The sequence below is a fragment of the Aminobacter aganoensis genome (genome assembly GCF_014206975.1).
GTDB lineage: Bacteria > Pseudomonadota > Alphaproteobacteria > Rhizobiales > Rhizobiaceae > Aminobacter > Aminobacter aganoensis.
Genome location: NZ_JACHOU010000001.1, coordinates 511,381 through 532,920 on the forward strand (window position 1 = coordinate 511,381; position 21,540 = coordinate 532,920).

Here is a 21,540-nt window from a genome sequence, read left to right on the forward strand (position 1 = left end):
AAAAACGACAGGGAGGCCGACATGGACGCCGCAATCGATGCGACTGCCGGTCAATTCGAACTCAACGAAGATCAGTTGGCGATCCGTGACATGGCGGGCAGTTTTGCCGCCGAAAAAGTAGCGCCCTTTGCCCTCGAATGGGACAAGGCGAAGCATTTCCCCGAAGATGTCATCCGCGAGACCGGCCAGCTCGGATTCGGCGGCCTATACGTCAAGGAAGATGTCGGCGGCTCGGCCCTCAGCCGTCTCGACGCCGTGCTGGTTTTCGAGCAATTGGCGCATGCCTGCCCGGGCTTCTCGTCCTTCATCTCGATCCACAACATGGCCGCGGCCATGATCGACCGGTTCGGCAGCGAGGAGCAGCGCCAGCGCTTGCTGCCGAAGCTGACCTCGATGGAATGGCTGGCCAGCTACTGCCTGACCGAGCCGGGCTCCGGTTCGGATGCCGCCGCCCTCAAGACCAAGGCAGTGCGCAGCGGCGGCAACGGCAGCGACTACGTGCTGAACGGCACCAAGCAATTCATCTCGGGCGCCGGCGACAGCGACGTCTATGTCGCCATGGTACGTACCGGCGCCGACGGCCCGAAAGGCATCTCGACCCTTGTCGTGCCCAAGGATGCGCCCGGCCTCTCCTTTGGCGCCAACGAACACAAGATGGGCTGGCACATGCAGTCGACCCGCCAGGTGATCTTCGACGACTGCAAGGTGCCCGCGGAAAACCTGCTCTCCGGCGAAGGTGCCGGCTTCGGCATCGCCATGGCAGGCCTGGACGGCGGACGGCTCAACATCGCCGCCTGCTCCGTCGGCGGCGCCCAGTCCGCGCTCGACAAGGCACTCGCCTACACCGCCGAACGCAAGGCCTTCGGCCAGAGCCTAGACCGTTTCCAGGCGCTGCAATTCCGTCTCGCCGACATGGAGACCGAGTTGCAGGCCGCCCGGCTGTTCCTCTACGCCGCCGCGTCCAAGCTCGACCGCAAGGCGCATGACGCCTCGAAATGGTCGGCGATGGCCAAGCGTTTCGTCACCGACACCGGCTTCGACATTGCCAACGATGCGCTGCAACTGCTCGGTGGCTACGGCTACCTGCACGACTACGGCATCGAGAAGCTGGTGCGCGACCTGCGCGTCCACCAGATCCTCGAAGGCACCAACGAGATCATGCGCGTCATCATCGCCAGGCATTTGATCGGGAGATAACGACAGGGAATGGTGAGTTGCGCATAGACTGCTACCCGCCGCCTTCCCCTGTTCGCTATTCACCGCTCGCTATTCGCTGATTGGAAGGAACCACTTCATGACCACAGTCGCCTTCATCGGCCTCGGCAACATGGGCAACCCCATGGCTGCCAACCTCGTCAAGGCCGGACACACCGTCCATGGCTTCGACCTGATGCCGGAGCACCTTGAAACCGCGCGCACCAACGGCGTCACCGTCATGGCCAATGCGGTGGCAGCGACCAAGGACGCCGATGTCGTGATCACCATGCTGCCCGCCGGCAAGCATGTGCTGTCGGTCTACGAGGACATCGCGCCCAAGCTGAAAAAAGGTGCATTGCTCATCGATTCCTCGACCATCGACGTCGATTCCGCGCGCAAGGCCCATGCCATTGCCGCCAGGCACGACCTGCTGTCGGTCGATGCGCCGGTGTCGGGCGGCACCGGTGGTGCGGCTGCCGGCACGCTGACCTTCATGGCCGGCGGCGCGCAGGCCGCCTTCGAAAAGGCCGAGCCGGTTCTCAAGCCGATGGCCGGGCGTATCGTCCATTGCGGCGACGCAGGTGCCGGACAAGCAGCCAAGATCTGCAACAACATGATCCTCGGCATTTCGATGATCGGCGTCGCCGAAGCCTTCGTGCTCGCCGAAAAGCTCGGCCTGTCGCACCAAGCGCTGTTCGATGTCGCCTCGACCTCGTCCGGCCAGTGCTGGTCGCTGACGTCCTATTGCCCGGTCCCCGGCCCGGTGCCCAATTCGCCGGCCAACCGCGACTACCAGCCGGGCTTTGCCGCAGCCCTGATGCTGAAGGATCTCAAATTGTCGCAGGAAGCCGCCCAGCAGGCTGGTGCCGTGACCCCGCTTGGCGCCGAGGCAACCCAGCTCTATGCGCTGTTTGCCGCGCTTGGCCATGGCGGCACCGACTTCTCGGGCATCATCAAGTTCCTGCGTGGCGATCCCGCGTAATCTGACCGACTTGAGACAAAAAAGCTCAAAATTTAGATTTGCTTAAGCTCTCGCTAACCACGCGGTAACGATGTCCGGATAAAAAGGTTTGCAAGGGCGGTCATCGCAGCCGCCCCGAGCTCCGGATCAGGTACTGCGTACCGGAGCAGTAACCTTCGCTGGTCAAGCGTCGCGAAGGGCCATGCGTTCAAGTGGCAAAGCCGCGTTCCCGTTTCGGGGCGCGGTTTTTGCGTTCAGCCTTCAGCCCTCGCCTATGTATCGGATTTGGTCGCCAGCCGGCGGAAATTGGCCCGTACGCGCTTGCTCGCCGGGCGCAGCGCGGCGGCAACCGAGCGCTGGGCCGCCACGCCGTTCAGCACCGACGGCGTACGGCCCGACAGCACTTCGGGCCAGAACTGCATCGCCGACTGGAAAAAGGACATCTGTGCGGCGATCATGCCCTCGGCCAAGGCGGTCGCTTTCTCGGTGACCGCGGCAAGGCTTTCGCCGCTGAGCCCGCCACCGCTGCGCGCTTCGCTGGCCATCATCGGCAGCCGCATGGCCATGACCATTGGCGCCAGCATCAGATTGCCGGCAATGGCGGTGGATTGGCGCGAAGCCCTCGTCAACCGTCTGCTCTTCATGCGACGCGCTCCGGTTTCAAGGACCATGCTGCACCCATCCGGCAATCGGTAGGAATCAGGCTATTGTGCAGCGCACAATATAGGCTCCCGCCCTGTCCTGAACAAGCCGAAACGGCTCGACCTTTCGGCGCAGGCGAATCCACCAGCCAGCCGACGGCGCAGCCCGATCTCGGGAAATACGGCCGCTTGGAGGGCCAGAGCCGCCTTATCTGCATCTTAACTAATGTAGATCAGTGTTCCGGCATTGGTGTTCTGCGGTCTCCCAGGGGGAGTGGAATGACTGATCAAATTGACGAGGATGACGTTCCGAAGCCCGTCCTGCTTCAACGCTGTCGATCGATTGCGCGCGCGACCATGTTGTTTGCGCCCCCTCTCGTTTCGGTGGGATGCGCGATCGTGGTCGGATACATCACCTACGTAACCAGCACCAAAGAGCCACCGGCTGACATCTCGACGCTGGCCATATCGATACTCAAATCCGGCGATGCGTCGCCCGAGATGCGCGCCTGGGCAACCAGTGCCCTCGGCATACGGACCGACATGCCAATGTCTGTCGGGTCTATCCGGCAATGACGGTCGAATAGACTGAAGCCCTTCCCGAAGCGGGAACGAGAAAGGGCGGCGAACCGCCCTTTCCGAGTTGGACTTAGCCTTAGCGCGAGGCCACCACCGCGGCGATGATGCCCGACGCAACGCTGATCAGCAGGAAATCATTGTCGACCTTCACCCAGCGCTGGCCGTGGCCGGGGCGCTTGAGCCCGTAGCGGTGATAGTCTCGGAGCGCCTGCTTGCGCTGCCAGTCGGGCACGCGCTTGCCCCTCGACCAGTAGTGCCGCTTTGCCGGCTTCTTGCGATAATCCTGCCATTTCTGCTGCTGGCTGTAGTAGTTGCCATGGCGCGGCGCCTCGTAGCGCTGCTGGGCCTGGGCCATCGGCACTGCGAACATCGACAGGGCGACAGCGGCAAGAACGATACGTTTCATGGGAGGCTCCTTCTCGTTGACAGGTCGAGAAGTAGCGGCCGCCGGCTGAACCCAATATGAATGCCATCATTACATATCTGTAATGTTTTCAGAAACTTGGCCGGGCAGGCTCATGTCCTGCCCGGCCAAGTGATCAGGCCTTTCTCAGGTCCCGTTCAGCGAGATCGAGCGCCTTGAGGATACGCTCGCCAGCCATATCGATGGTGGCGCGGGTCCAGATCAGCGGCGGCGACAGGATCATCGAGTCGCCGGTCGCGCGCATCATCATGCCATTGGCGATGGCATGGTCGCGGACGGCAACAGCGGCGCTGCCGACCGGCGAAATGCGCTCCTTGGTCGCCTTGTCCTTGACGATCTCGATCGCGCCCATCAGGCCGACGGAACGGACCTCGCCGACAAGCCCGTGACCGGCGATGCGCTCCTTCAGCATCTGCGCGAAATACGGGCCGGTGTCGGTCTTGACCCGCTCGACCAGCCCTTCGCGTTCGATGATCTCGAGGTTCTTGAGCGCCACCGCACAGGCCACCGGGTGACCCGAATAGGTGTAGCCGTGGTAGAACTCGCCGCCCTTGTCGACCAGCGTCGCGGCAATCCGGTCGCCGACCAGCAGCGCCGACAGCGGCTGGTAGCCCGAAGTCAGAGCCTTGGCGGTGGTGATGGTGTCGGCCTCGATGCCAAAGGTCTGGGCCGCGAACCACTCGCCGGTGCGGCCATAGCCGGTGATGACCTCGTCGAGCATCAGCAGAACGTCATACTTACGGCAGATCCGCTGGATCTCCGGCCAATAACTTTCCGGCGGGATCTTGACGCCGCCGGCACCCATGATCGGCTCACCGATGAAGGCAGCGACGTTCTCGGCGCCGGCCTCCAGGATCGCGTCCTCGACCGATCTGGCGGCACGCAGGCCGAAATCGTGGTCGTTTTCACCCGGCAGCGCCAGTTCATAGGCATAGGGCATCATCACATGGACGATGTTGGGTACAGCGCCACCAAGCTGCTGGTGCATGCCATCCATGCCGCCAAGCGACGTGCCGGCAACCGTCGAGCCGTGATAGGCCATCTTGCGCGAGATGATGCGGTTCTTCTGGGGCTTGCCCTCGAGCGCCCAGTAATGGCGGACGAGCCGCAGCGCCGTGTCGTTCGATTCCGATCCCGACGAGCCGTAGAACACCTGGTTGATGTTCTTGGGCGCCAGTTCCGCGAGCTTCTTCGACAACAGCACCGGCGTCGGCGTCGAGCATTTGAAGAAGGAGTTGTAGTAGGGCATCTCCTTCATCTGCTCATAGGCGGCCTCGGCCAGTTCGGTGCGGCCGTAGCCGACATTGACGCACCACAGGCCGGCCATGCCGTCGAGCAGTTCCGTCCCTTCCGAATCGTAAATGAACGGCCCCTCGGCACGGGTGATCATGCGCGAGCCGATATCGCGCAATTCCTTGTGGTCGGTGAAGGGATGCAGATGATGCGCGGCGTCGATCTGCTGAAGCTGCTTCAGCGAATAGTTCTGATAGGTCATTGGCTTGTGCCTTCCTCTTGAATCAATCCGGCAAGTGCCGGGGCGGATTCAAAGGCCAGGCGGCGGCGAATAGCCGATGCGCGCGCAAAGGCGCAGAAGCTCCGTATGCCGGGTTCGCGGCGACGGCTTCGATGCTGCCTCCCGCAGCGGAATATGAGCGTTGAGCGCGCACATGATTGCACTCTAACCTGCCGCTCTGCAAATCGACAAGCGCCTCAAAATTCGCATCCCTTCGAAAGCTTTCGGGAATACGGCGCCCTGGAAAGGCGTTGTCTGCGTGTGTGGCCGGCTTGTCGGCTGAACTCTTGGGAGCGATCATCATGAAGACAATTTCCTCAGCCCTCGCCGTTCTGTTCCTGACCGGCGCGGCCGCTTTCGCCGCCGAACCCGCCAAGGTCGCGGAAGGCGCCGGCGGCAAGATGTACACCGACGCCAACGGCATGACGCTCTACACCTATGACAAGGACAGCGCCGGCAAATCGGCCTGCAACGGCGACTGCGCGGTCAACTGGCCACCGCTGATGGCTGCGGCAGACGCCAAGGACGAAGGCGAGTGGACGGTCGTTGCCCGCGACGATGGCTCGAAGATGTGGGCTTACGAGGGCAAGCCGCTGTACACGTTCGTGCAGGACCAGAAGGCGGGCGACGTCACCGGCGACGGCAAGGGCGGCGTCTGGCACGTCGCCAAGGCCGACTGACCATCTTCCGCGCGGCGGTGCCTGTCGCCGTCGCGCACCTTCCCCTGCCTACCCTCGCCTAGCTTGTTGTCCGCTTGCGCAGCACCATGCGATAAAAGGCGAAGCCCAGCAGGATGACGTTCAGGCTGGCCAGCACGACCGGCAACCCGATCGGCCCCGCCGCCTGCATCACCATTCCCGAGCTTGGCGGGCCGACGATGCCGCCCAGTCCCCACATCAGCGCAAAGGCGGCGTTGCCGGCAATGAGCGCGCTGCCGTTGAAGCGACTGCCGAGCTCGACCAGCGCCATGGTGTAGACCCCGTAGCCGACGGCTCCCATCACCACCAGCACAAGCCAGATGAGCCGTGTCTCGATCAGCATCGGCAACAGCACCGCGCAGGCCGCGGTTGCCGCGGCGCAGAACAGGATCATGGTGCGGCCACCCACACGTTCCGCAAGCAGGCCGAGCGGGATCTGCAGCAGGATGTTGCCCATCGACAGTGCCGTCAGCATCGCCGCCAGGACCGCCTCGGGCAAGCCGTGGCTCGCGCCGAAGACCGGCAGCAGCGAATAGGTGCTCTGCTGGTTGGCCGCAGAAACCAACACGGCAAACAGCAACGCCGGCGCAAGCGCGGCAAATGCCATCACGCCGCCAACCGATTGCCCGTCTTCCTCGAAGCCTGAAAGATTGGACATCATGCGCAGAATGATCGCGCAGGCGATGAAACCCACGATAGCCACGACAAACGGCGTCCAGCCCGAGGTGCCGACGATGGTCAGCACCAGCGGCCCGGTGGCATAGCCCATTCCCATCAGGGTGTTGAACACCCCCATCACCCGCCCGCGGCGCGACGGCGGCGCCATCGACAACGCCCAGACCTCGCCGAGAATGTAGAGCGGGTTGATAACGACGCCGATCATGAACCGGACGATGAACCAGGCGACCCAGTCCTGCAGGTAGCCGATAAGCAGGAAACAAATCGCGCCGGCGAGCGAGCAAACGACAGCGAGGTTCCGTGCGCCCACCAGGCGTACGGCCGCCGGCACGAAGGCTGCCGACGCGATCAGGCCCAGCGGCATCATCGCCGCCGACAGCCCGATCATCGCCGGCGACATGCCCTGCTTCTGCATCAGCAGCGAAAACAGCGGATAACTCAGCCCTTGTGCTGCACCGAACATCGCCAAAGCGGCGGTAACGCCGCCCAGGGCCGCCCAGTTCAATGGCGCTTCGGCGGTGGTGGAAATTGGAGTTGTCAAAGCAGATCACCAGGAGAATCGAATGGCGGCGATCCTATCGACGGACCGCCACATGCGGGATGCATCACCACAGCCGAGAACGTCGGTCCAGTCCCATCCGCGATGTCGTTTCCCTCGCGCTATTGGTCGCCGCCTCCGCAATGAGGTTTTCCGGCCCAGTCCATTATGCCCCCCGATACAGACGCTTGCCGTGAGGATTCCATGACCGTGGCCCTGCAAACAGCCGAACAGGCTCCCGCCTCCGATCGCGCTCGCCGCGGCGGCCGCGCCGGCAAGCGTGCCGGCGGCTCCCAGGCCTTCGAACAGCCGCCGTTCCGCCAGCTCAGGGCCCCGTTTCCGCCGACCAAGCTGATCTCCGACGACGAGTTGGAATCGATCCATCTCGCCTCGCTGCGGGTGCTGAAGGAAATCGGTGTCGACGTGCTCCACGACGAGGCGCGTCGCATCATGAAGGCACATGGCGCCGACGTCCGCGACGGCTCCGAGCGCGTCCGCTTCGATTCCGACATGATCCTCGAATTGGTCGCGCATGCGCCGGCCGAGTTCACGCTGCACGCCCGCAACCCGGCCCACAATGTGCGCATCGGCGGCAACAACGTCACCATCGTGCAGGTGGCATCGGCGCCCAATTGCTCCGATCTCGACAACGGCAGGCGTCCCGGCAACCAGCCTGACTTCAGGAACTTCCTGAAGCTTGCCCAGATGCACAACATCATTCACATGACGGGCGGTTATCCGGTCGAACCGGTCGACATCCATCCGTCCGTGCGCCATCTCGAATGCATCCGCGACCTGGCGACGCTGACCGACAAGGTGTTCCACATCTATTCGCTCGGCAAGGAGCGCAACGTCGACGGCATCGAGATCGCCCGCATCGCCCGCGGCATCTCGCGCGAGCAGTTGCTGGAGGAGCCGTCGGTCTACACCATCATCAACACAAACTCGCCGCTCAAGCTCGACGTGCCGATGATGGAAGGCATCATCCAGATGTCGTCGATGGGCCAGGCAGTGATCGTCACCCCCTTCACGCTGTCGGGGGCGATGGCCCCGGTCACCATTGCCGGTGCCTTGGTTCAACAGAACGCCGAGGCGCTCTCCGGCCTCGCCTTCACCCAGATGGTGCGCAAGGGCGCGCCTGTCGGCTATGGCGGCTTCACCTCCAATGTCGACATGAAGTCGGGCGCCCCCGCCTTCGGTACGCCTGAATACATGAAGGCACAGCTTGTCGGCGGGCAGTTGGCGCGGCGTTACAACATTCCCTACCGCTCGTCGAACACCTGTGCCGCCAACGCGGTCGACGCACAGGCCGCCTATGAAAGCGCGTTCTCGCTATGGGGCACCATCCAGGGCGGCGCGAACGTGATCCTTCACGCGGCCGGCTGGCTCGAAGGCGGGCTGCGCTGCTCCTATGAGAAGACGATCCTCGACATCGACATGCTGCAGATGGTGGCCGAGTTCCTGACGCCTCTTGACCTGTCGGAAGACGCACTTGCCATCGACGCCATCCGCGACGTCGGCCCCGGCGGCCATTTCTTCGGCACCCAGCATACCCAGGACCGCTACAAGAACGCGTTCTATTCGCCCATCATCTCCGACTGGCGCAATTTCGAGACCTGGGCCGAGGCCGGCAGCCCGACAGCGGTGGAAAAGGCCAATCGCGTCTGGAAGGAACGCTTGGCGTCTTACGAGGAGCCATGGATGGACCCTGCGATCCGCGAGGAGCTCAATGCCTTCGTCGACAAGCGCAAGGCCGAAGGCGGCGCCCCGACGGATTTCTGATTGCAATCAGCCGATTCAACGTCTTCAAACCCGGACATAACCATATGAAATCCCATGTGAAAGCAGTTGTCATCGGCGGTGGCGTGGTGGGCTGCTCGGTGCTTTACCACCTTGCCCGCGCCGGCTGGACCAACGTCATGCTGATCGAGCGCTCGGAGCTGACTTCCGGCTCGTCCTGGCACGCCGCCGGCGGCTTCCACACGCTCAACGGCGACCCCAACGTCGCCAAGCTGCAGGCCTATACGGTGCAACTCTACAAGGAACTGGAGGAGATTTCCGGCCAGTCCTGCTCGCTGCACCTGACCGGTGGCGTCATGCTCGCCGACAGCCCCGAACGCATGGACTTCCTGCGCCTGGCGCACGCCAAGGGCCGCTATCTCGGCATGGACACCGAGCTGATCACTCCGTCCGAAGCCAAGAAGATGTTCCCGCTGATGGACGAGAAGCACTTCGTCGGCGCGATGTGGGACCCGGTCGAAGGCCATCTCGACCCGTCGGGCACAACCCATGCCTATGCCAAGGCAGCGAAGAAGCTCGGCGCCGAGATCGTACTGCGCAACCCGGTGAAGGAACTGACGCAGGACCCCGACGGCACCTGGAACGTCGTCACCGAGCAGGGCACCGTCCGAGCCGAGCATGTGGTCAACTGCGGTGGCCTGTGGGCGCGCGAGGTCGGCCGCATGGTCGGCGTCGAGCTGCCGGTGCTCGCCATGGAGCACATGTACCTGCTGACCGAGCCGATGCCCGAGGTCGAGGCCTTCAACAAGGAAACCGGCCGCGAGATGATCGGCGTGCTCGATTTCAAGGGTGAGATCTACACCCGCCAGGAGCGCAACGGCATCCTGCTTGGCACCTATGAGAAGGCCTGCAAGCCGTGGTCGCCGGTCAACACGCCGTGGGATTTCGGCCATGAGCTGCTGGCGCCGGATCTCGACCGCATCGCACCGTCGTTGGAGATCGGCTTCCAGCATTTCCCCGGCATCGCCAACGCCGGCATCAAGCAGGTCATCAACGGCCCGTTCACCTTCGCACCAGACGGCAACCCGCTGGTCGGCCCGGTCCAGGGCCTGACCAATTTCTGGGTTGCCTGCGGCGTCATGGCCGGCTTCAGCCAGGGCGGCGGCGTCGGCCTCGCCCTGTCGAACTGGATGGTCGACGGCGACCCGGGCTTCGACGTCTGGGGCATGGACGTCGCCCGCTGGGGCGAATGGGCCAGCCTGCGCTACACCAACGCCAAGGTGCGCGAGAACTATTCGCGCCGCTTCTCGATCCGCTTCCCCAACGAGGAGCTCCCGGCCGCCAGGCCGGCACAAACGACACCGCTCTACGACACCATGGTCGCCAACAACGCCGTCATGGGCGACAGCTGGGGCCTAGAAACACCACTGTGGTTCGCGCCCAAGGGGACGAAACCGAAGGATATCGTCTCCTTCCATCGCTCCAACGACTTCGAGCACATCGGCAATGAGGTGCGCGCCACCCGCGACCGTGTCGGCGTCACCGAGATCGCCAATTTCGCCAAATATGAGGTCTCAGGCCCGGCGTCGGAGGATTTCCTCAACCGGCTGATGACCAACCGCATGCCGAAGAAGGGCCGCATCGTGCTGACGCCGATGCTGAACGAGTTCGGCCGGCTGATCGGCGACTTCACGATTGCCAAGACCGGCGACGACAAGTTCATGATCTGGGGCTCGTCGGCAGCGCAGAAGTACCACATGCGCTGGTTCGAACAGCACCTGCCCACCGATGGTTCGGTGCGCATCCACCGCTACGACCAGACGCTCGTCGGCCTGTCCATCGCCGGCCCGAAGTCGCAGGCGCTGCTGGCCAAGCTGGTCGACGTCGACGTCTCCAGCAAGGCCTTCCGCTTCATGGATTTCCGCGAGATGGCCGTCGGCGGCGCACCCTGCATGGTCAACCGCATCACCTACACCGGCGACCTCGGCTACGAGATCTGGATGGCGCCCGCTTACCAGCGTCTGGTCTACAAGGCGATCAAGGAGGCCGGCGAGGAGTTCGGCATCGTCGACTTCGGCATGCGCGCGCTGCTGTCGATGCGCCTGGAGAAGAATTTCCCGACCTGGTTCCGCGAGCTTCGCCCGATCTATGGGCCATTCGAAGGTTCGATGGAGCGCTTCATCAAGCTCGAAAAAAATGACTTCATCGGCCGCGAGGCGGCAACCAAGGAACATGCCGACGGACCAAAACTGCGCCGCGTCTCCTTCTATGTCGACGCCCAGGATGCCGACGTGATGGGCGACGAGCCGATCTGGGCCAAGGTCGGAAACAAGGATTTCGGCACCGTCGAGAAGCCGCATGGCTACGGCGCGCCGCGCTTCGACGACACCGGCAAGGAAGTGCGCGGCTCGGACGCCGCCCGTGGTGCTTCCGCCGTGCGCGGCATCGTCGATGGCGATTGGCGTGTGGTCGGCTGGGTGACGTCAGGCGGCTACGCGCACTATGTCCAGAAATCGATGGCCCAGGGCTACGTTCCGGCAGCGCTCGCCGAAAACGAGGCGGAAGGCCTGTTCGAAATCGAAATCCTCGGCCACCGCCGCCCTGCCCGCATCAACGTCGAGCCGCCTTTTGATCCGTCAGGCGAGAAGATGCGGGGGTAAGTGCACATAGGGGAACGCACATGCTCTACGTTGCCCCCTTCTGTCCTGCCGGACATCTCCCCCTCAAGGGGGGAGATTGGATGTCAAGCCTGTCCCACCCAAATTCGGCGTTCCCAAGAGGAGCGCCGAGCCCCCAACTGCTGGTCTCCCCCCTTGAGGGGGAGATGTCCGGCAGGATAGAGGGGCGCGCGCGCGAACACCAAGTTCGGCGATTTGTGGGTCACTGCTGATGGACACCCCCGCAAAAGGCAACTTCGGCCGCCACCGCAAGATAATGCCGTTCGAGCCGGGCTCGATCGACGACCTGCGCGAGCAGGCCCGCACGAAGGCAGCGAGCCTCAACCAGCACATCCTCGGCTACGGCGCGCAAGCCGAAGCCGAGTGGGCCGCAGCCGGCATCGCCGCGCCCGACATGCCGGCGATGCGCGCCTACCGCCTCGACCGCATCCGCGCCGAGCTCAGGCGGCGCGGCTATGCCGGCGTCCTGCTCTACGATCCCGTCAACATCCGCCACGCTACCGACTCGACCAACATGCAGCTATGGGTGGCGCACAATCCGACCCGCCACTGCTTCGTCGCCACAGACGGCCCGGTGGTGCTGTTCGACTATTTCTCCTGCGAGCACCTGTCGGACCACTCGGGCATCGTCGACGAGGTCCGCCCGGCCGTGTCATGGATGTATCTTTACAGCGGCGAGCTGACCGACATGAAGGTCGAGCGCTGGGCGCAAGGCATCGCCGATGTCGTACGCGAACATGGCGGCGGCAACCGTCGCATCGCCGTTGACCACCTCGACCATGAAGGCGTCGATGCGCTGGCCCGGCTGGGCATCTCGGCCGGCAATGGCGAGGCGATCATGGAGAACGCCCGCCTCATCAAGTCGCCCGACGAAATCCTCTGCATGCGCCGATCGATCGTCGCCTGCGAGGCGGCTATGGCCGAGATGGAAGCGGCGCTCCGCCCGGGCATTTCCGAAAACGAACTCTGGGCCGAACTGCACCGTGGCAACATAGCCCGCGGCGGCGAATGGATCGAGACGCGGCTGCTATCGTCAGGCCCGCGCACCAATCCATGGTTCCAGGAGTGTTCTTCGCGCGTCATCGAAGCGGGCGATCTCGTCGCCTTCGACACCGATCTCATCGGCCCCTACGGTTTCTGCGCCGACCTGTCGCGCACCTGGCTGTGCGGCGAAGGAAAGCCAACCGACGAACAGCGCGAGCTCTACAGGATCGCCGCCGACCAGATCGCTTACAACACCGCATTGATGCAGCCCGGCATGGGTTTTCGCGAATTGGTGGAGCGCGCCGCCGTGCCGCCACCGGACTGTTATCCGGCCCGTTACGGCGTGCTTTTCCACGGCGTCGGCCTTGCCGACGAGTATCCGACCTTGCCCCACGCTTCGGACTGGACGGCGGATACGCCCGACGGAGTGCTCGAACCAGGCATGGTCTTGTGCGTCGAAAGCTATATCGGCCGCCTCGGCGGGCACGAGGGCGTCAAGATCGAGGAACAGATCCTGATCACCGAGACCGGATACGAGCAGCTCTCGAGCTATCCGCTGGACGAGCGCCTGCTCGGAGGCTGAACTACGCGCGTGCCGCCGCTCCAAGAGAAACACCGGCACAGTGAGTGTCTCGGGATCGGTTAACTTTCCACCGGGCCGGTGCGACTCTGGTCGCGAAAAGATACGGGGATGACTTCGCGCGATGATTGAGAACCGCATTCTTCGTGTTTATTTGGCCCGCATGCAAAGCAGATTGGCGTCCATCGCTTCCCCCCGCCACTACGCAGCCCGAGCCGAATGGCTCGCCGAAGGCAAGGTCGGCCGGCTCTCCGCGATCGTCGTGGCATTGGCCGCCTACTTCTGTCTTCAGGTAGTGGCAATGACACTGCTGTCTCGGGTCGCAGGCACCGGGGTCGGCGTCGACGATGCCGAGCAGCTGATGTACATGAGCGGCCTGCAGGCTGGTTACGGTGGCTCGCAGCCGCCCTTGTACACCTGGGCCGGCTGGCTGGTGGCGCAACTGTTCAGCCCGAGCGTGCTGACGCTGAAGATCGTCAAATACGCCATGATGTTCGCGGCGACGGCCGCAATCGTGCTGGCGGTGGTCAAGTTCGGCTACTCGCGTCGAGCTGCTGTGACTGCTATGTTCGGCGTGCTGCTGTTCCCTCAGATATTCTGGGAGATGCAGCACACCCTCTCGCACTCGGTCGCCGTATTCGCCCTGTGTTCACTGCTGCTTTTGGCTCTGGCCTGGCTGCTGGAGCGCCGTTCCATCCTGGCCTATGCCGTCTTTGGTTTTGTGATGGGCGGAGCAATCCTGGCCAAGTACAATGATCTATTGCTGATAGCTGCCATGATGCTTTCCGCGCTATCGCTCGGCGAAACTAGGGCTGTCATCCTGAACCGCCGCTTTGCCATCAGCATCGGAATGGCTGCTCTCATCTGCCTGCCGACGCTCTACTGGAACCTAACCAATCCCGGAGAGCTTGTCGCGCGCGGCTACAAGTTTGGAGTGGCTTCTGACAAGGGACAACTCATCGCTGCGTGGCTCGGCCTGAAGGGCTTCGCCAGGGCAGCGTTCAACTTTGCCATACTCCCGGTCGCCGTTTTTACCCTGGCAATGATCGTGGCGCGCGTTTCGCCCTTTGCAACGGGAAGGAGTCGCCCTGTCGTCGAGAGCTTGCTGTGGCGAACGATCCTTATCGGGCTGGCGATCGGCCTGCTTCTCGTCTTTGCCAGTGGAGCCACCACGTTCCGGGACCGCTGGATGCTGCCGCTGCTGCTGTTCCTGCCGGTGGCGCTGGCAACGCGCCTGGACGGTCTGGGCGACAAGGGCAAGACGGCACAGGCCATCATCATCAACGTGGCCGCGACCCTCGCGATCGTGGTGCTGCCGTTCACATGGTACATGCATCTCTATGGCGGAAATGGCATGGGCAGCATCGCCCGCATCGACTACGCCACCCTCCATCGCGGCATGGCTGCGGATGGCCCGGTCAGAACAGTTGTCTCCGACTGGCACTGGATCGGCAATCTGAAGCTGGTTGACCCGGACCTGACGATACTGTCGCCGGAAGTGCCGGACTTCATCGAGCAATTGCAGGAACCGGCCGTCATCGCCCTGCTCGACGGGCAGCAGCCCAGCGACCAGTTGCTCGATCTCATCGCCAAGGCTGGCTACGTGCCTGGCGGCCCAGCGGTTGGTCTCAATGCTCCCATGCTGTTCAGCTGGAAAGAAACTGAACGTCAGGTCAGCATCGTACGGCTCGAGAAGGCCACTTCAACCTTGGCGCCGCAGGCCAAATAGCACCGCAGGGCCGACAGTTAGCCCTCGCCGAAATACAGCGCCTTCTATCCCTTGGGCTATCTGCTCGCCTAGAGCTCGGGCGTGTTCGAAACGACGTCGCGAAGTAGTCGCAGCTCTGGCATCGATTTCGCCGTGATGAACGGCAAGCCCTTGCGCTTGGCGGTCCAGCCGACGACCATCACGTCGCGCGCCGCCGGCTCGAAGCGCTGCGCCAGGGCCCAGCTCTGGCAGTCAATGGTCGCGACGTCTGCCCGTCCTTCGGCGATCGCGACGATCGAGTTGCGATGCCCGCCGCTTTCGACCCGGTCGGAGAACATCCTGAGACCCTCGCCCAAGGCTGCAAGATCGCGGGAGATGCCGAGGAAGCCCGACATCGAATCGTGGCCGTTGAAGGCGAAGCGCTTGCCGCGGATCAGGTCGACAGGAACGAGCGGCACATCGCCATCGGGGGCATGCGCATGGTCGGCGGTCACCGATCCGCGCCGTACCACGATGGCGCTGGAATAGAGTTCGCCACGGCCGCCCTCGATGCCGTCATAGTTCGGTTGGCCGATCACCCGTACCGCTGCGTCGAGGCCGGTGGTTTCCATCGGGCCCCAGCAGGTCTGGCCAAACAGCAGCTTGGGATGCCGCCACAGCGTCGGCAGGTCGAAGCCGTCAGCCGGCAGCGTCGCCGGATCGGGCGCGATGGTCTCGCCCTCGGCATTGCGAATGCCGCCTAGAACCGGCGGCAGGCCGGCGTTGCGCCGGGTCAGCGTTTCCGGTGCGTCGATGCCAAGCTGGCGAAGCGCCGTTCGCAGCCGGACCCACTGCGCATCGACCTCGTCGCGCATCTCGGGCCAGTCATACATGGGCAGGGCGGCGATGAAGTCGCTCATGGTGTCATTTCAGGCTCGAATGCGGGAAATGGCAAGCTGCAGCGCATCTATTCCTTCGGCGGCTCGGCAGGCACGGGCGCCGTGCCCAACCCATGGACGCTGCGCGACCTGACGCGCGGCACGAACGCCCTGCCCGGCTCCGGCGCCCTGCGCAAGGCGGGATGCACGACCGGCTCCTTGGCGCGGAAGGCATAGGCCCGGATCAGCGACAGGTAGTTCGGATAGGCATAACCCTTGTTCATCCTGAGCCATTCCTCGCGACGCGTGCGGAACAGCTCCGGCAGCTTGTACCAGGCCACCGTCGGGCTCTTGTGATGGACGAAATGCAGGTTGTTGTTGAGGAACAGCAGCGACAGCGGCGAACGTTCTACGATGATCGTGCGCCCTTCGGGATGCTCCGACCACTGGTGCTCGGCAAAGGTGCGGATCGAAATAATCGACTGGCCGAGCCATACGGGAACAAGAACATAGAGCCACAGCGGCACGCCGAAAGCGAATTGCACCACCGGCAGGACCATCGCCAGACCCGCGGCATGCAGCAGCCATGCCTTGCGGATCGCCTTGTCGCCGGCAGCGATCTGCTTGGCGTCGTCGATGAAGAAACCGATGCAGGCAAGCAGCGGCCCAAGCACGAAGCGCCCGGCCATGGTGTTGTTGACCTTGAGCAGAAGCTTCATCGCCTCCGGCAGATCGTCATGTTGCCACAGCGCGCGATAGTAGCTTTCGGGGTCGTCGAACGGGTCGGTCAGCCGTTCATCGGCATGATGGCGCAGATGGATGGTCTTGAACCGGCGATACGGCCAGACGACACCGATCGGCAGGGAAACCAGCGCCTCGTTGAGGCGGGCGTTGCGTGTCGGATGGCCGTGCAGGACCTCATGCACCAACGACGACTGCAGGGCCACCGCCAGCGCCATAACGGCAAGTGCCGCGATCGGATAGTTCGGCCAGATGACCAAGCCGGCCACCAGCCAGCCGCCGTAGCAGGCAGCGATCAGAAACACCGTCGGCCACTCGACCGTGGTGGTCGTGCCGCGCTTGTGTTTCCGCTTTGCCATGCTGATGCCTGCTGCCTTGTGAAGCCTGGAACTCGTTGATTCCTGACATAATGTTGTCAGTAATCATGCACTGCTTCAACGCGACAATGCGCACAAAATGTTTACATTGCGCTGCTTAAGCCGCAGATGTTACACTTAGTAAACAAACTGAAAGATAAATCTATTTCCAGCGGGCGAGATGGCAGCTGGCGCAATTTGAATCCGGAGAGGGCCAGGCCATGGACAAACGCGATCTATCCGGCATCTTCCGCGACCGCCTGAAGTCGCTCGTCCAGCGCTCGGGCCTCAACCAGTCGGCCTTTGCGGCATCGGTGGGCATAGACCGTTCCGCCTTGTCGCAACTGCTGTCGGGAGCAACCATCCGCTTGCCGCGCGCCGAGACGCTGCTGACCATCGCTTCCGCGCACAGGGTGTCGCTGGACTGGCTGCTCGGTCTCAGCCAGGACGAAGGCGTCACCGGCGAGATCCGCGAAAGCCTGGAGATCGAGGAAGCCTCCGGTGGCTTCGAACGTACATTGATCGCCAAATGGCACGCCGAAGCAGCCGGAACCAAGATCCGCTATGTGCCGGCCGGCATCCCCGACCTGCTGAGAACCGAAGCGTTGGTCGACTACGAGGCCGACATCTCCAACAAGAACCGTGAGGTCCAGGCCGGAGAAACCCAGTACCGGATCGACTACAACCGGCGGCCCGAGACCGACATGGAGGTCTGCATGCCACGCCACACGCTCGAGATCTTTGCGCGCGGCCTCGGCGTATGGTCAGGCTTCCCGGAGACGGACCGCAAGCAGCAGCTTCGCCACATGGCCGACCTGCTCGACGATCTCTACCCGACATTCCGCCTGTTTCTCTACGACGGACGCATGCGCTATTCCGTTCCCTACACGATCTTCGGCCATTCCCGCGCCGCGATCTATGTCGGCGACATGTATCTGGTGCTGTATGCGACAGACCCGATCCGCACCCTCACCCGCCATTTCGACAACCTGATCCGCGCAGCCGATATCAACGCCCATGAAACGGCGGCTTTCGCCAGGCGGCTGGCGGTCGCGTCGTTCCCCGCCGGCTGGACCTGACCGGCGCCAAGTTGAAATTCGCGCTTCGTTGCGGCAGCGTGGGGCCTCATTCCGAGGAACCCATGCCAGACCAGCACCGTATCGTTGTGCCCGCCCAGTCGGGCCGTTCCATCCGCGTGTCGCGCGGCGACCTTGTCCGCATCATCGACCCCAAGGGCCAGCAGGTCGCTGACCTCTGGGCATTCACGTCCGACATGAAAGACTGGCTGAGCACGTCAAACACCCGTGACATTGGCGAGCGGCTGTTTCCCAAACCCGGCGAACATTTCTACGGCACAACGGGCGAGCCGTTGCTGACGCTGGTCGAGGACGCCTCGCCCGGCCCGCACGACATGCTCTATCCGGCCTGCAACCATGCGCTCTACGTGCGCGCCGGATTTGACGATCACCCCAGTTGCCAGGACAACCTGCACAAGGCTCTGGCTTCGGAAGGCGTCAGCCTGCCCTTCACGCCGGATCCCGTCGACCTGTTCCAGAACTCGCTGCCGCAGCCCGACGGCCGCATCGACGTCTTCGCCTCTATCAATCCGCCCGGCGGCTACGTCACTTTGCGCGCCGAGCGCGACCTGCTGCTCGTGGTCACCGCATGTTCGGTCGACCACTATCCCACCAATGGCGGCACTTGCACCGAGATCGAAGTCGAAGTCATGGCCGTTCGCTAGCGCGGTTTGCCGAACGCAATCATTGACTGGACATAAAGACTTCTTTATATCGTTATCCAATCCCCCAGATATGAAAGTCGCTGCAATGACGACCAATCCGATCGATGCCCTGCTGGCCGAAAAGGGCGTGCTGCTCGCCGATGGCGCGACCGGCACCAACCTGTTTGCCATGGGCCTCGAGGCCGGCGAAGCGCCCGAACTGTGGAACGAAAGCGCGCCCGAGAAGATCGAGACGCTGCACCAGAAGTTCGTCGATGCCGGCGCCGACATCATCCTCACCAACTCCTTCGGCGGCACCCGCCATCGCCTGAAGCTGCACCACGCGCAGGACCGCGTCTTCGAACTCAACAAGCGCGCCGCCGAGATCGCCCGTGCCGTCGCCGACAAGACCGCCCGCAAGGTCATCGTTGCCGGCTCGGTAGGGCCGACCGGAGAACTTCTGGTGCCGCTTGGCGCCCTTACCTATGACCAGGCGGTCGACGCTTTCGCCGAGCAGATCGAAGGCCTGAAGGCCGGTGGCGCCGAAGTCGCCTGGATCGAGACGATGTCGGCCCCTGACGAAATCCGCGCGGCCGCCGAGGCCGCCATCCGCGTCGGACTGCCCTACACCTACACCGGCTCGTTCGACACTGCCGGCCGTACCATGATGGGCCTGCTGCCCAAGGATATCCATGGCGTCGTCGATGGCCTGGCGCAGACGCCGCTCGGCGTCGGCGCCAATTGCGGCGTTGGTGCGTCCGACATTCTGGCCTCGCTGCTCGACATGAGCGAGGCCAGGCCGGATGCCACCATCATCGTCAAGGGCAATTGCGGCATCCCCGAATTCCGCGGCACCGAGATCCACTATTCGGGCACGCCGGAACTGATGTCCGACTACGTCCGTCTTGCGGTTGATGGCGGTGCAAGGATCATCGGCGGCTGCTGCGGCACCTCGTTCGAGCACCTCGCAGCAATGCGCAAGGCGCTCGACGCCCACAAGAAAGAGGCGCGCCCGACCGTCGAGGCGATCATCGAACGTATCGGCCCGATGCGCAACAAGCTGGCTGCGCCGAACGCCGCCGAGACAAGCGAAGGCCGCCGCGAGCGTCGCCGCCGGAGCTGAACCTACCTAGTCGTCAGCTGTTTTCTTCGTAGCGCGCGAGTGCCGACCTGACGTCGGTGCCCGCGCCTTCGACCGGACGCATCATCATCACCGCATCCGACGTCCGGACGTCGGATAGATTTTCCATGGCAAGCCGGAAGCGCTCATTGTTGAGCGCCGACCATGCCGCGCGGTGGGCGTCGTCGACATCGCTCAGGCGGGCGCGCGACGGCCCCTGGCTGGCGACCTGCGTCGCCTGCTGAACGGGCTTGGCGGGCACATAGACATGGCTGCTCGAGGCAGGATAGGCAGCCTGCGCCGAGGCATCCGCCGCTGCATCGCTGTTGCGGTTGGCGGCTTCGGGCCGGGTCGACGTCGCCAAAGAATCGGCGGCGCGAACATTCGAAACCGCACCCGACATCGCACGACCGACCAGCATTCTCGAACCACCCCTTGCTCACCCGCACCTTACTTAGCCGAGGTTTGTTGCGATCGGGTTCCGGGGCCAATTCGCTTTTGAATAAAATTGTTCGAAACGGCCCGCAAATCTGGCCTTTCATTGGGCTTCACACAAAAAAGCTCCCGCCTTTGGGGCGGGAGCCATGACTTCTCGGGTGTTCGCGGGCCTCAGAGGTCTTCGAGGTCGCGGCGGGCCTGCTTGAGGATTTCACGCGCCTTTTCAGCCTGCATCGCCGTCAGCGATCCGCTGCGCAGCCGGCTGAATACGGCAAAGTTCAGCGCCTTGACCTCGTCGCCGAGGGCAACGCCGCTGACCTGCGTCGAGGTCTCGTCGATCTGGGCGTTGATCTTGGCAAGTTCCGCCGCGTTCTCCTCGAGATAGGCCTTGCCCTGCTCGGTGATCGAATAGAGCCGCTTGTTGCCGTTGGCGGCCGAGACCACAAGGTCCGCCTCCTCCAGCATCTGCAGCATCGGATAGATCGCGCCCGGGCTCGGGCTGTATGCACCTTGGAACTTGGCCTCTAGCGCCTTGATGATGTCGTAGCCGTGGCGCGGCTCCTCGGCGATCAGGCCAAGCACGACCAGGCGCAGCGCGCCGGGATCGAACATGCGCGGTCCGCGTCCGCCGAAGGGGCCGCCACGATGACGACCGAAGGGACCGCCGCGGCCATGCCGGCCGCCGCCCCTGCCGCCATCATGCTGGCCCGACATGGACCCATTCTCCACGGCAACGATGATTGAAATTCGGGTGGTTGAACATGTGAGTGCCTCTCCAGGATGTTTCCTTCATGTCGCTATATCTATTAAAAGATATATCTTTTGCAAGATAGAACTTGTCGATTTTCTCGCGGCCTGCGATGGCGACTGCCCGAAAACGGCTCTCGCAAAGCGCCCCAAGCACCCCACGGAGGATTATTTTTCTTATTTACTTCAGATGCTTATGGAAAATTCGCGCCGCAATCGAAGCGGCCAGGGCGAGAGCGAAATCCAGCGCGCTTTTGCGGCCTACGCACCGACGACGATGTCCGCCAGGGTCTTACTGAAGTGCTCTTCCTGTCGCTCCAGCCATACATGGGCCGCCGACCAGTTGGCCGGATCCATCATCGCGACGGGATGATCATGCAGGTAGCAGAGCTTGTATTCGCCGCGCAGGCTGACGCCCAGCGCTTGCCCAAGGCCAGGTTCGAACGCCGACAGCCGGTTCAACGTTGTGGCAAAGCCCTCGCCGCGCTGACCGCGCACGAACAGCCCGACGCTTCGATTGGTCAGATAGAGCGAAACCACCAGATCGTCGGCAACGTGCCGCCAGCGCGAATACAGGCTGCCATGGCGTATCCTGGGATCGTTGCGCCGGGCGAGATAACTGTCCCAGAACGCCTTGATCTC

Annotated in this window: 21 protein-coding genes; 11 read left to right on the plus strand and 10 right to left on the minus strand. The window is 63.4% G+C overall.

Annotation, left to right across the window (positions count from 1 at the left end; translation table 11 throughout):
• The first annotated feature begins 21 nt into the window (after positions 1 to 21).
• Both GGR00_RS02505 and mmsB read left to right on the plus strand, forming a co-directional pair.
• The gene (locus tag GGR00_RS02505; protein WP_184697642.1) at positions 22 to 1,197 is read left to right on the plus strand and encodes an isobutyryl-CoA dehydrogenase; all 1,176 of its coding nucleotides are present in this window, start codon (positions 22 to 24) and stop codon (positions 1,195 to 1,197) included.
• Positions 1,198 to 1,276: 79 nt separating this feature from the next.
• Complete coding sequence (gene mmsB / locus GGR00_RS02510; RefSeq protein WP_343065513.1) at positions 1,277 to 2,179, plus strand: 3-hydroxyisobutyrate dehydrogenase; 903 nt, start codon at positions 1,277 to 1,279, stop codon at positions 2,177 to 2,179.
• Positions 2,180 to 2,430: 251 nt separating this feature from the next.
• Here the strand turns inward: mmsB and GGR00_RS02515 are convergent, their stop codons facing one another.
• Positions 2,431 to 2,802 (minus strand): hypothetical protein, encoded by a 372-nt coding sequence (locus GGR00_RS02515; protein WP_184697648.1) that lies wholly within the window; start codon positions 2,800 to 2,802, stop codon positions 2,431 to 2,433.
• 276 nt (positions 2,803 to 3,078) lie between these two features.
• On the opposite strand from GGR00_RS02515, the gene GGR00_RS02520 reads away from it, so the two are divergent.
• The gene (locus GGR00_RS02520; protein ID WP_184697652.1) at positions 3,079 to 3,375 is read left to right on the plus strand and encodes a hypothetical protein; all 297 of its coding nucleotides are present in this window, start codon (positions 3,079 to 3,081) and stop codon (positions 3,373 to 3,375) included.
• A gap of 79 nt (positions 3,376 to 3,454) precedes the next feature.
• On the opposite strand, the gene GGR00_RS02525 is transcribed toward GGR00_RS02520, so the two are convergent.
• From GGR00_RS02525 to GGR00_RS02535, 3 genes are all read right to left on the minus strand, one after another.
• On the minus strand, positions 3,455 to 3,784 hold the full coding sequence (locus GGR00_RS02525) for an RcnB family protein (protein ID WP_055969123.1): 330 nt from the start codon (positions 3,782 to 3,784) through the stop codon (positions 3,455 to 3,457).
• A gap of 133 nt (positions 3,785 to 3,917) precedes the next feature.
• Entirely contained in the window at positions 3,918 to 5,297 is a 1,380-nt protein-coding gene (locus GGR00_RS02530) for an aspartate aminotransferase family protein (protein WP_184697655.1), read from the minus strand.
• A gap of 22 nt (positions 5,298 to 5,319) precedes the next feature.
• Complete coding sequence (locus GGR00_RS02535; RefSeq protein WP_184697658.1) at positions 5,320 to 5,619, minus strand: hypothetical protein; 300 nt, start codon at positions 5,617 to 5,619, stop codon at positions 5,320 to 5,322.
• On the opposite strand from GGR00_RS02535, the gene GGR00_RS02540 reads away from it, so the two are divergent.
• The gene (locus GGR00_RS02540) at positions 5,618 to 5,995 is read left to right on the plus strand and encodes a COG4315 family predicted lipoprotein (RefSeq protein ID WP_184697661.1); all 378 of its coding nucleotides are present in this window, start codon (positions 5,618 to 5,620) and stop codon (positions 5,993 to 5,995) included. The genes GGR00_RS02535 and GGR00_RS02540 overlap by 2 nt on opposite strands.
• A 58-nt stretch (positions 5,996 to 6,053) precedes the next feature.
• Here the strand turns inward: GGR00_RS02540 and GGR00_RS02545 are convergent, their stop codons facing one another.
• Positions 6,054 to 7,154, minus strand: a complete 1,101-nt coding sequence (locus GGR00_RS02545) for an MFS transporter (RefSeq protein WP_184698075.1) — start codon at positions 7,152 to 7,154, stop codon at positions 6,054 to 6,056.
• A 279-nt stretch (positions 7,155 to 7,433) separates the two neighbouring features.
• Here GGR00_RS02545 and GGR00_RS02550 point away from each other — a divergent pair, with 279 nt between their 5' ends.
• The 4 genes from GGR00_RS02550 to GGR00_RS02565 all read left to right on the plus strand — a co-directional run bounded on the left by GGR00_RS02550 (position 7,434) and on the right by GGR00_RS02565 (position 14,940).
• Complete coding sequence (locus GGR00_RS02550) at positions 7,434 to 9,011, plus strand: trimethylamine methyltransferase family protein (protein WP_055969135.1); 1,578 nt, start codon at positions 7,434 to 7,436, stop codon at positions 9,009 to 9,011.
• 44 nt (positions 9,012 to 9,055) lie between these two features.
• Complete coding sequence (locus GGR00_RS02555) at positions 9,056 to 11,629, plus strand: GcvT family protein (RefSeq protein ID WP_184697664.1); 2,574 nt, start codon at positions 9,056 to 9,058, stop codon at positions 11,627 to 11,629.
• A gap of 229 nt (positions 11,630 to 11,858) precedes the next feature.
• Positions 11,859 to 13,214, plus strand: coding sequence for a M24 family metallopeptidase (locus GGR00_RS02560; protein WP_184697667.1), 1,356 nt, complete (start codon positions 11,859 to 11,861; stop codon positions 13,212 to 13,214).
• A 121-nt stretch (positions 13,215 to 13,335) separates the two neighbouring features.
• Entirely contained in the window at positions 13,336 to 14,940 is a 1,605-nt protein-coding gene (locus GGR00_RS02565; RefSeq protein WP_184697670.1) for an ArnT family glycosyltransferase, read from the plus strand.
• A gap of 68 nt (positions 14,941 to 15,008) precedes the next feature.
• On the opposite strand, the gene GGR00_RS02570 is transcribed toward GGR00_RS02565, so the two are convergent.
• Entirely contained in the window at positions 15,009 to 15,818 is an 810-nt protein-coding gene (locus tag GGR00_RS02570) for a phosphate/phosphite/phosphonate ABC transporter substrate-binding protein (protein WP_184697673.1), read from the minus strand.
• A gap of 47 nt (positions 15,819 to 15,865) precedes the next feature.
• Positions 15,866 to 16,876: a fatty acid desaturase gene (locus tag GGR00_RS02575; RefSeq protein WP_184697676.1), complete on the minus strand. Its 1,011-nt coding sequence runs from the start codon at positions 16,874 to 16,876 to the stop codon at positions 15,866 to 15,868.
• 218 nt (positions 16,877 to 17,094) lie between these two features.
• Here GGR00_RS02575 and GGR00_RS02580 point away from each other — a divergent pair, with 218 nt between their 5' ends.
• From GGR00_RS02580 to bmt, 3 genes are all read left to right on the plus strand, one after another.
• On the plus strand, positions 17,095 to 17,952 hold the full coding sequence (locus tag GGR00_RS02580) for a helix-turn-helix domain-containing protein (protein ID WP_184697679.1): 858 nt from the start codon (positions 17,095 to 17,097) through the stop codon (positions 17,950 to 17,952).
• Between the two features lie 62 nt (positions 17,953 to 18,014).
• Complete coding sequence (locus GGR00_RS02585; RefSeq protein ID WP_184697682.1) at positions 18,015 to 18,614, plus strand: DUF1989 domain-containing protein; 600 nt, start codon at positions 18,015 to 18,017, stop codon at positions 18,612 to 18,614.
• 85 nt (positions 18,615 to 18,699) lie between these two features.
• Positions 18,700 to 19,716: a betaine--homocysteine S-methyltransferase gene (gene bmt / locus GGR00_RS02590; protein ID WP_246441255.1), complete on the plus strand. Its 1,017-nt coding sequence runs from the start codon at positions 18,700 to 18,702 to the stop codon at positions 19,714 to 19,716.
• A 13-nt stretch (positions 19,717 to 19,729) separates the two neighbouring features.
• Here bmt and GGR00_RS02595 read toward each other — a convergent pair whose 3' ends face one another.
• The 3 genes from GGR00_RS02595 to GGR00_RS28230 all read right to left on the minus strand — a co-directional run bounded on the left by GGR00_RS02595 (position 19,730) and on the right by GGR00_RS28230 (position 21,438).
• Positions 19,730 to 20,134 carry a hypothetical protein gene (locus GGR00_RS02595; protein WP_184697688.1) on the minus strand — a complete coding sequence of 135 codons (405 nt, stop codon included), beginning with the start codon at positions 20,132 to 20,134 and terminating at the stop codon, positions 19,730 to 19,732.
• Positions 20,135 to 20,322: 188 nt separating this feature from the next.
• Positions 20,323 to 20,865, minus strand: coding sequence for a PadR family transcriptional regulator (locus tag GGR00_RS02600; RefSeq protein WP_244487722.1), 543 nt, complete (start codon positions 20,863 to 20,865; stop codon positions 20,323 to 20,325).
• A 294-nt stretch (positions 20,866 to 21,159) separates the two neighbouring features.
• The gene (locus GGR00_RS28230; protein ID WP_246441256.1) at positions 21,160 to 21,438 is read right to left on the minus strand and encodes a hypothetical protein; all 279 of its coding nucleotides are present in this window, start codon (positions 21,436 to 21,438) and stop codon (positions 21,160 to 21,162) included.
• Between the last annotated feature and the right edge of the window lie 102 nt (positions 21,439 to 21,540).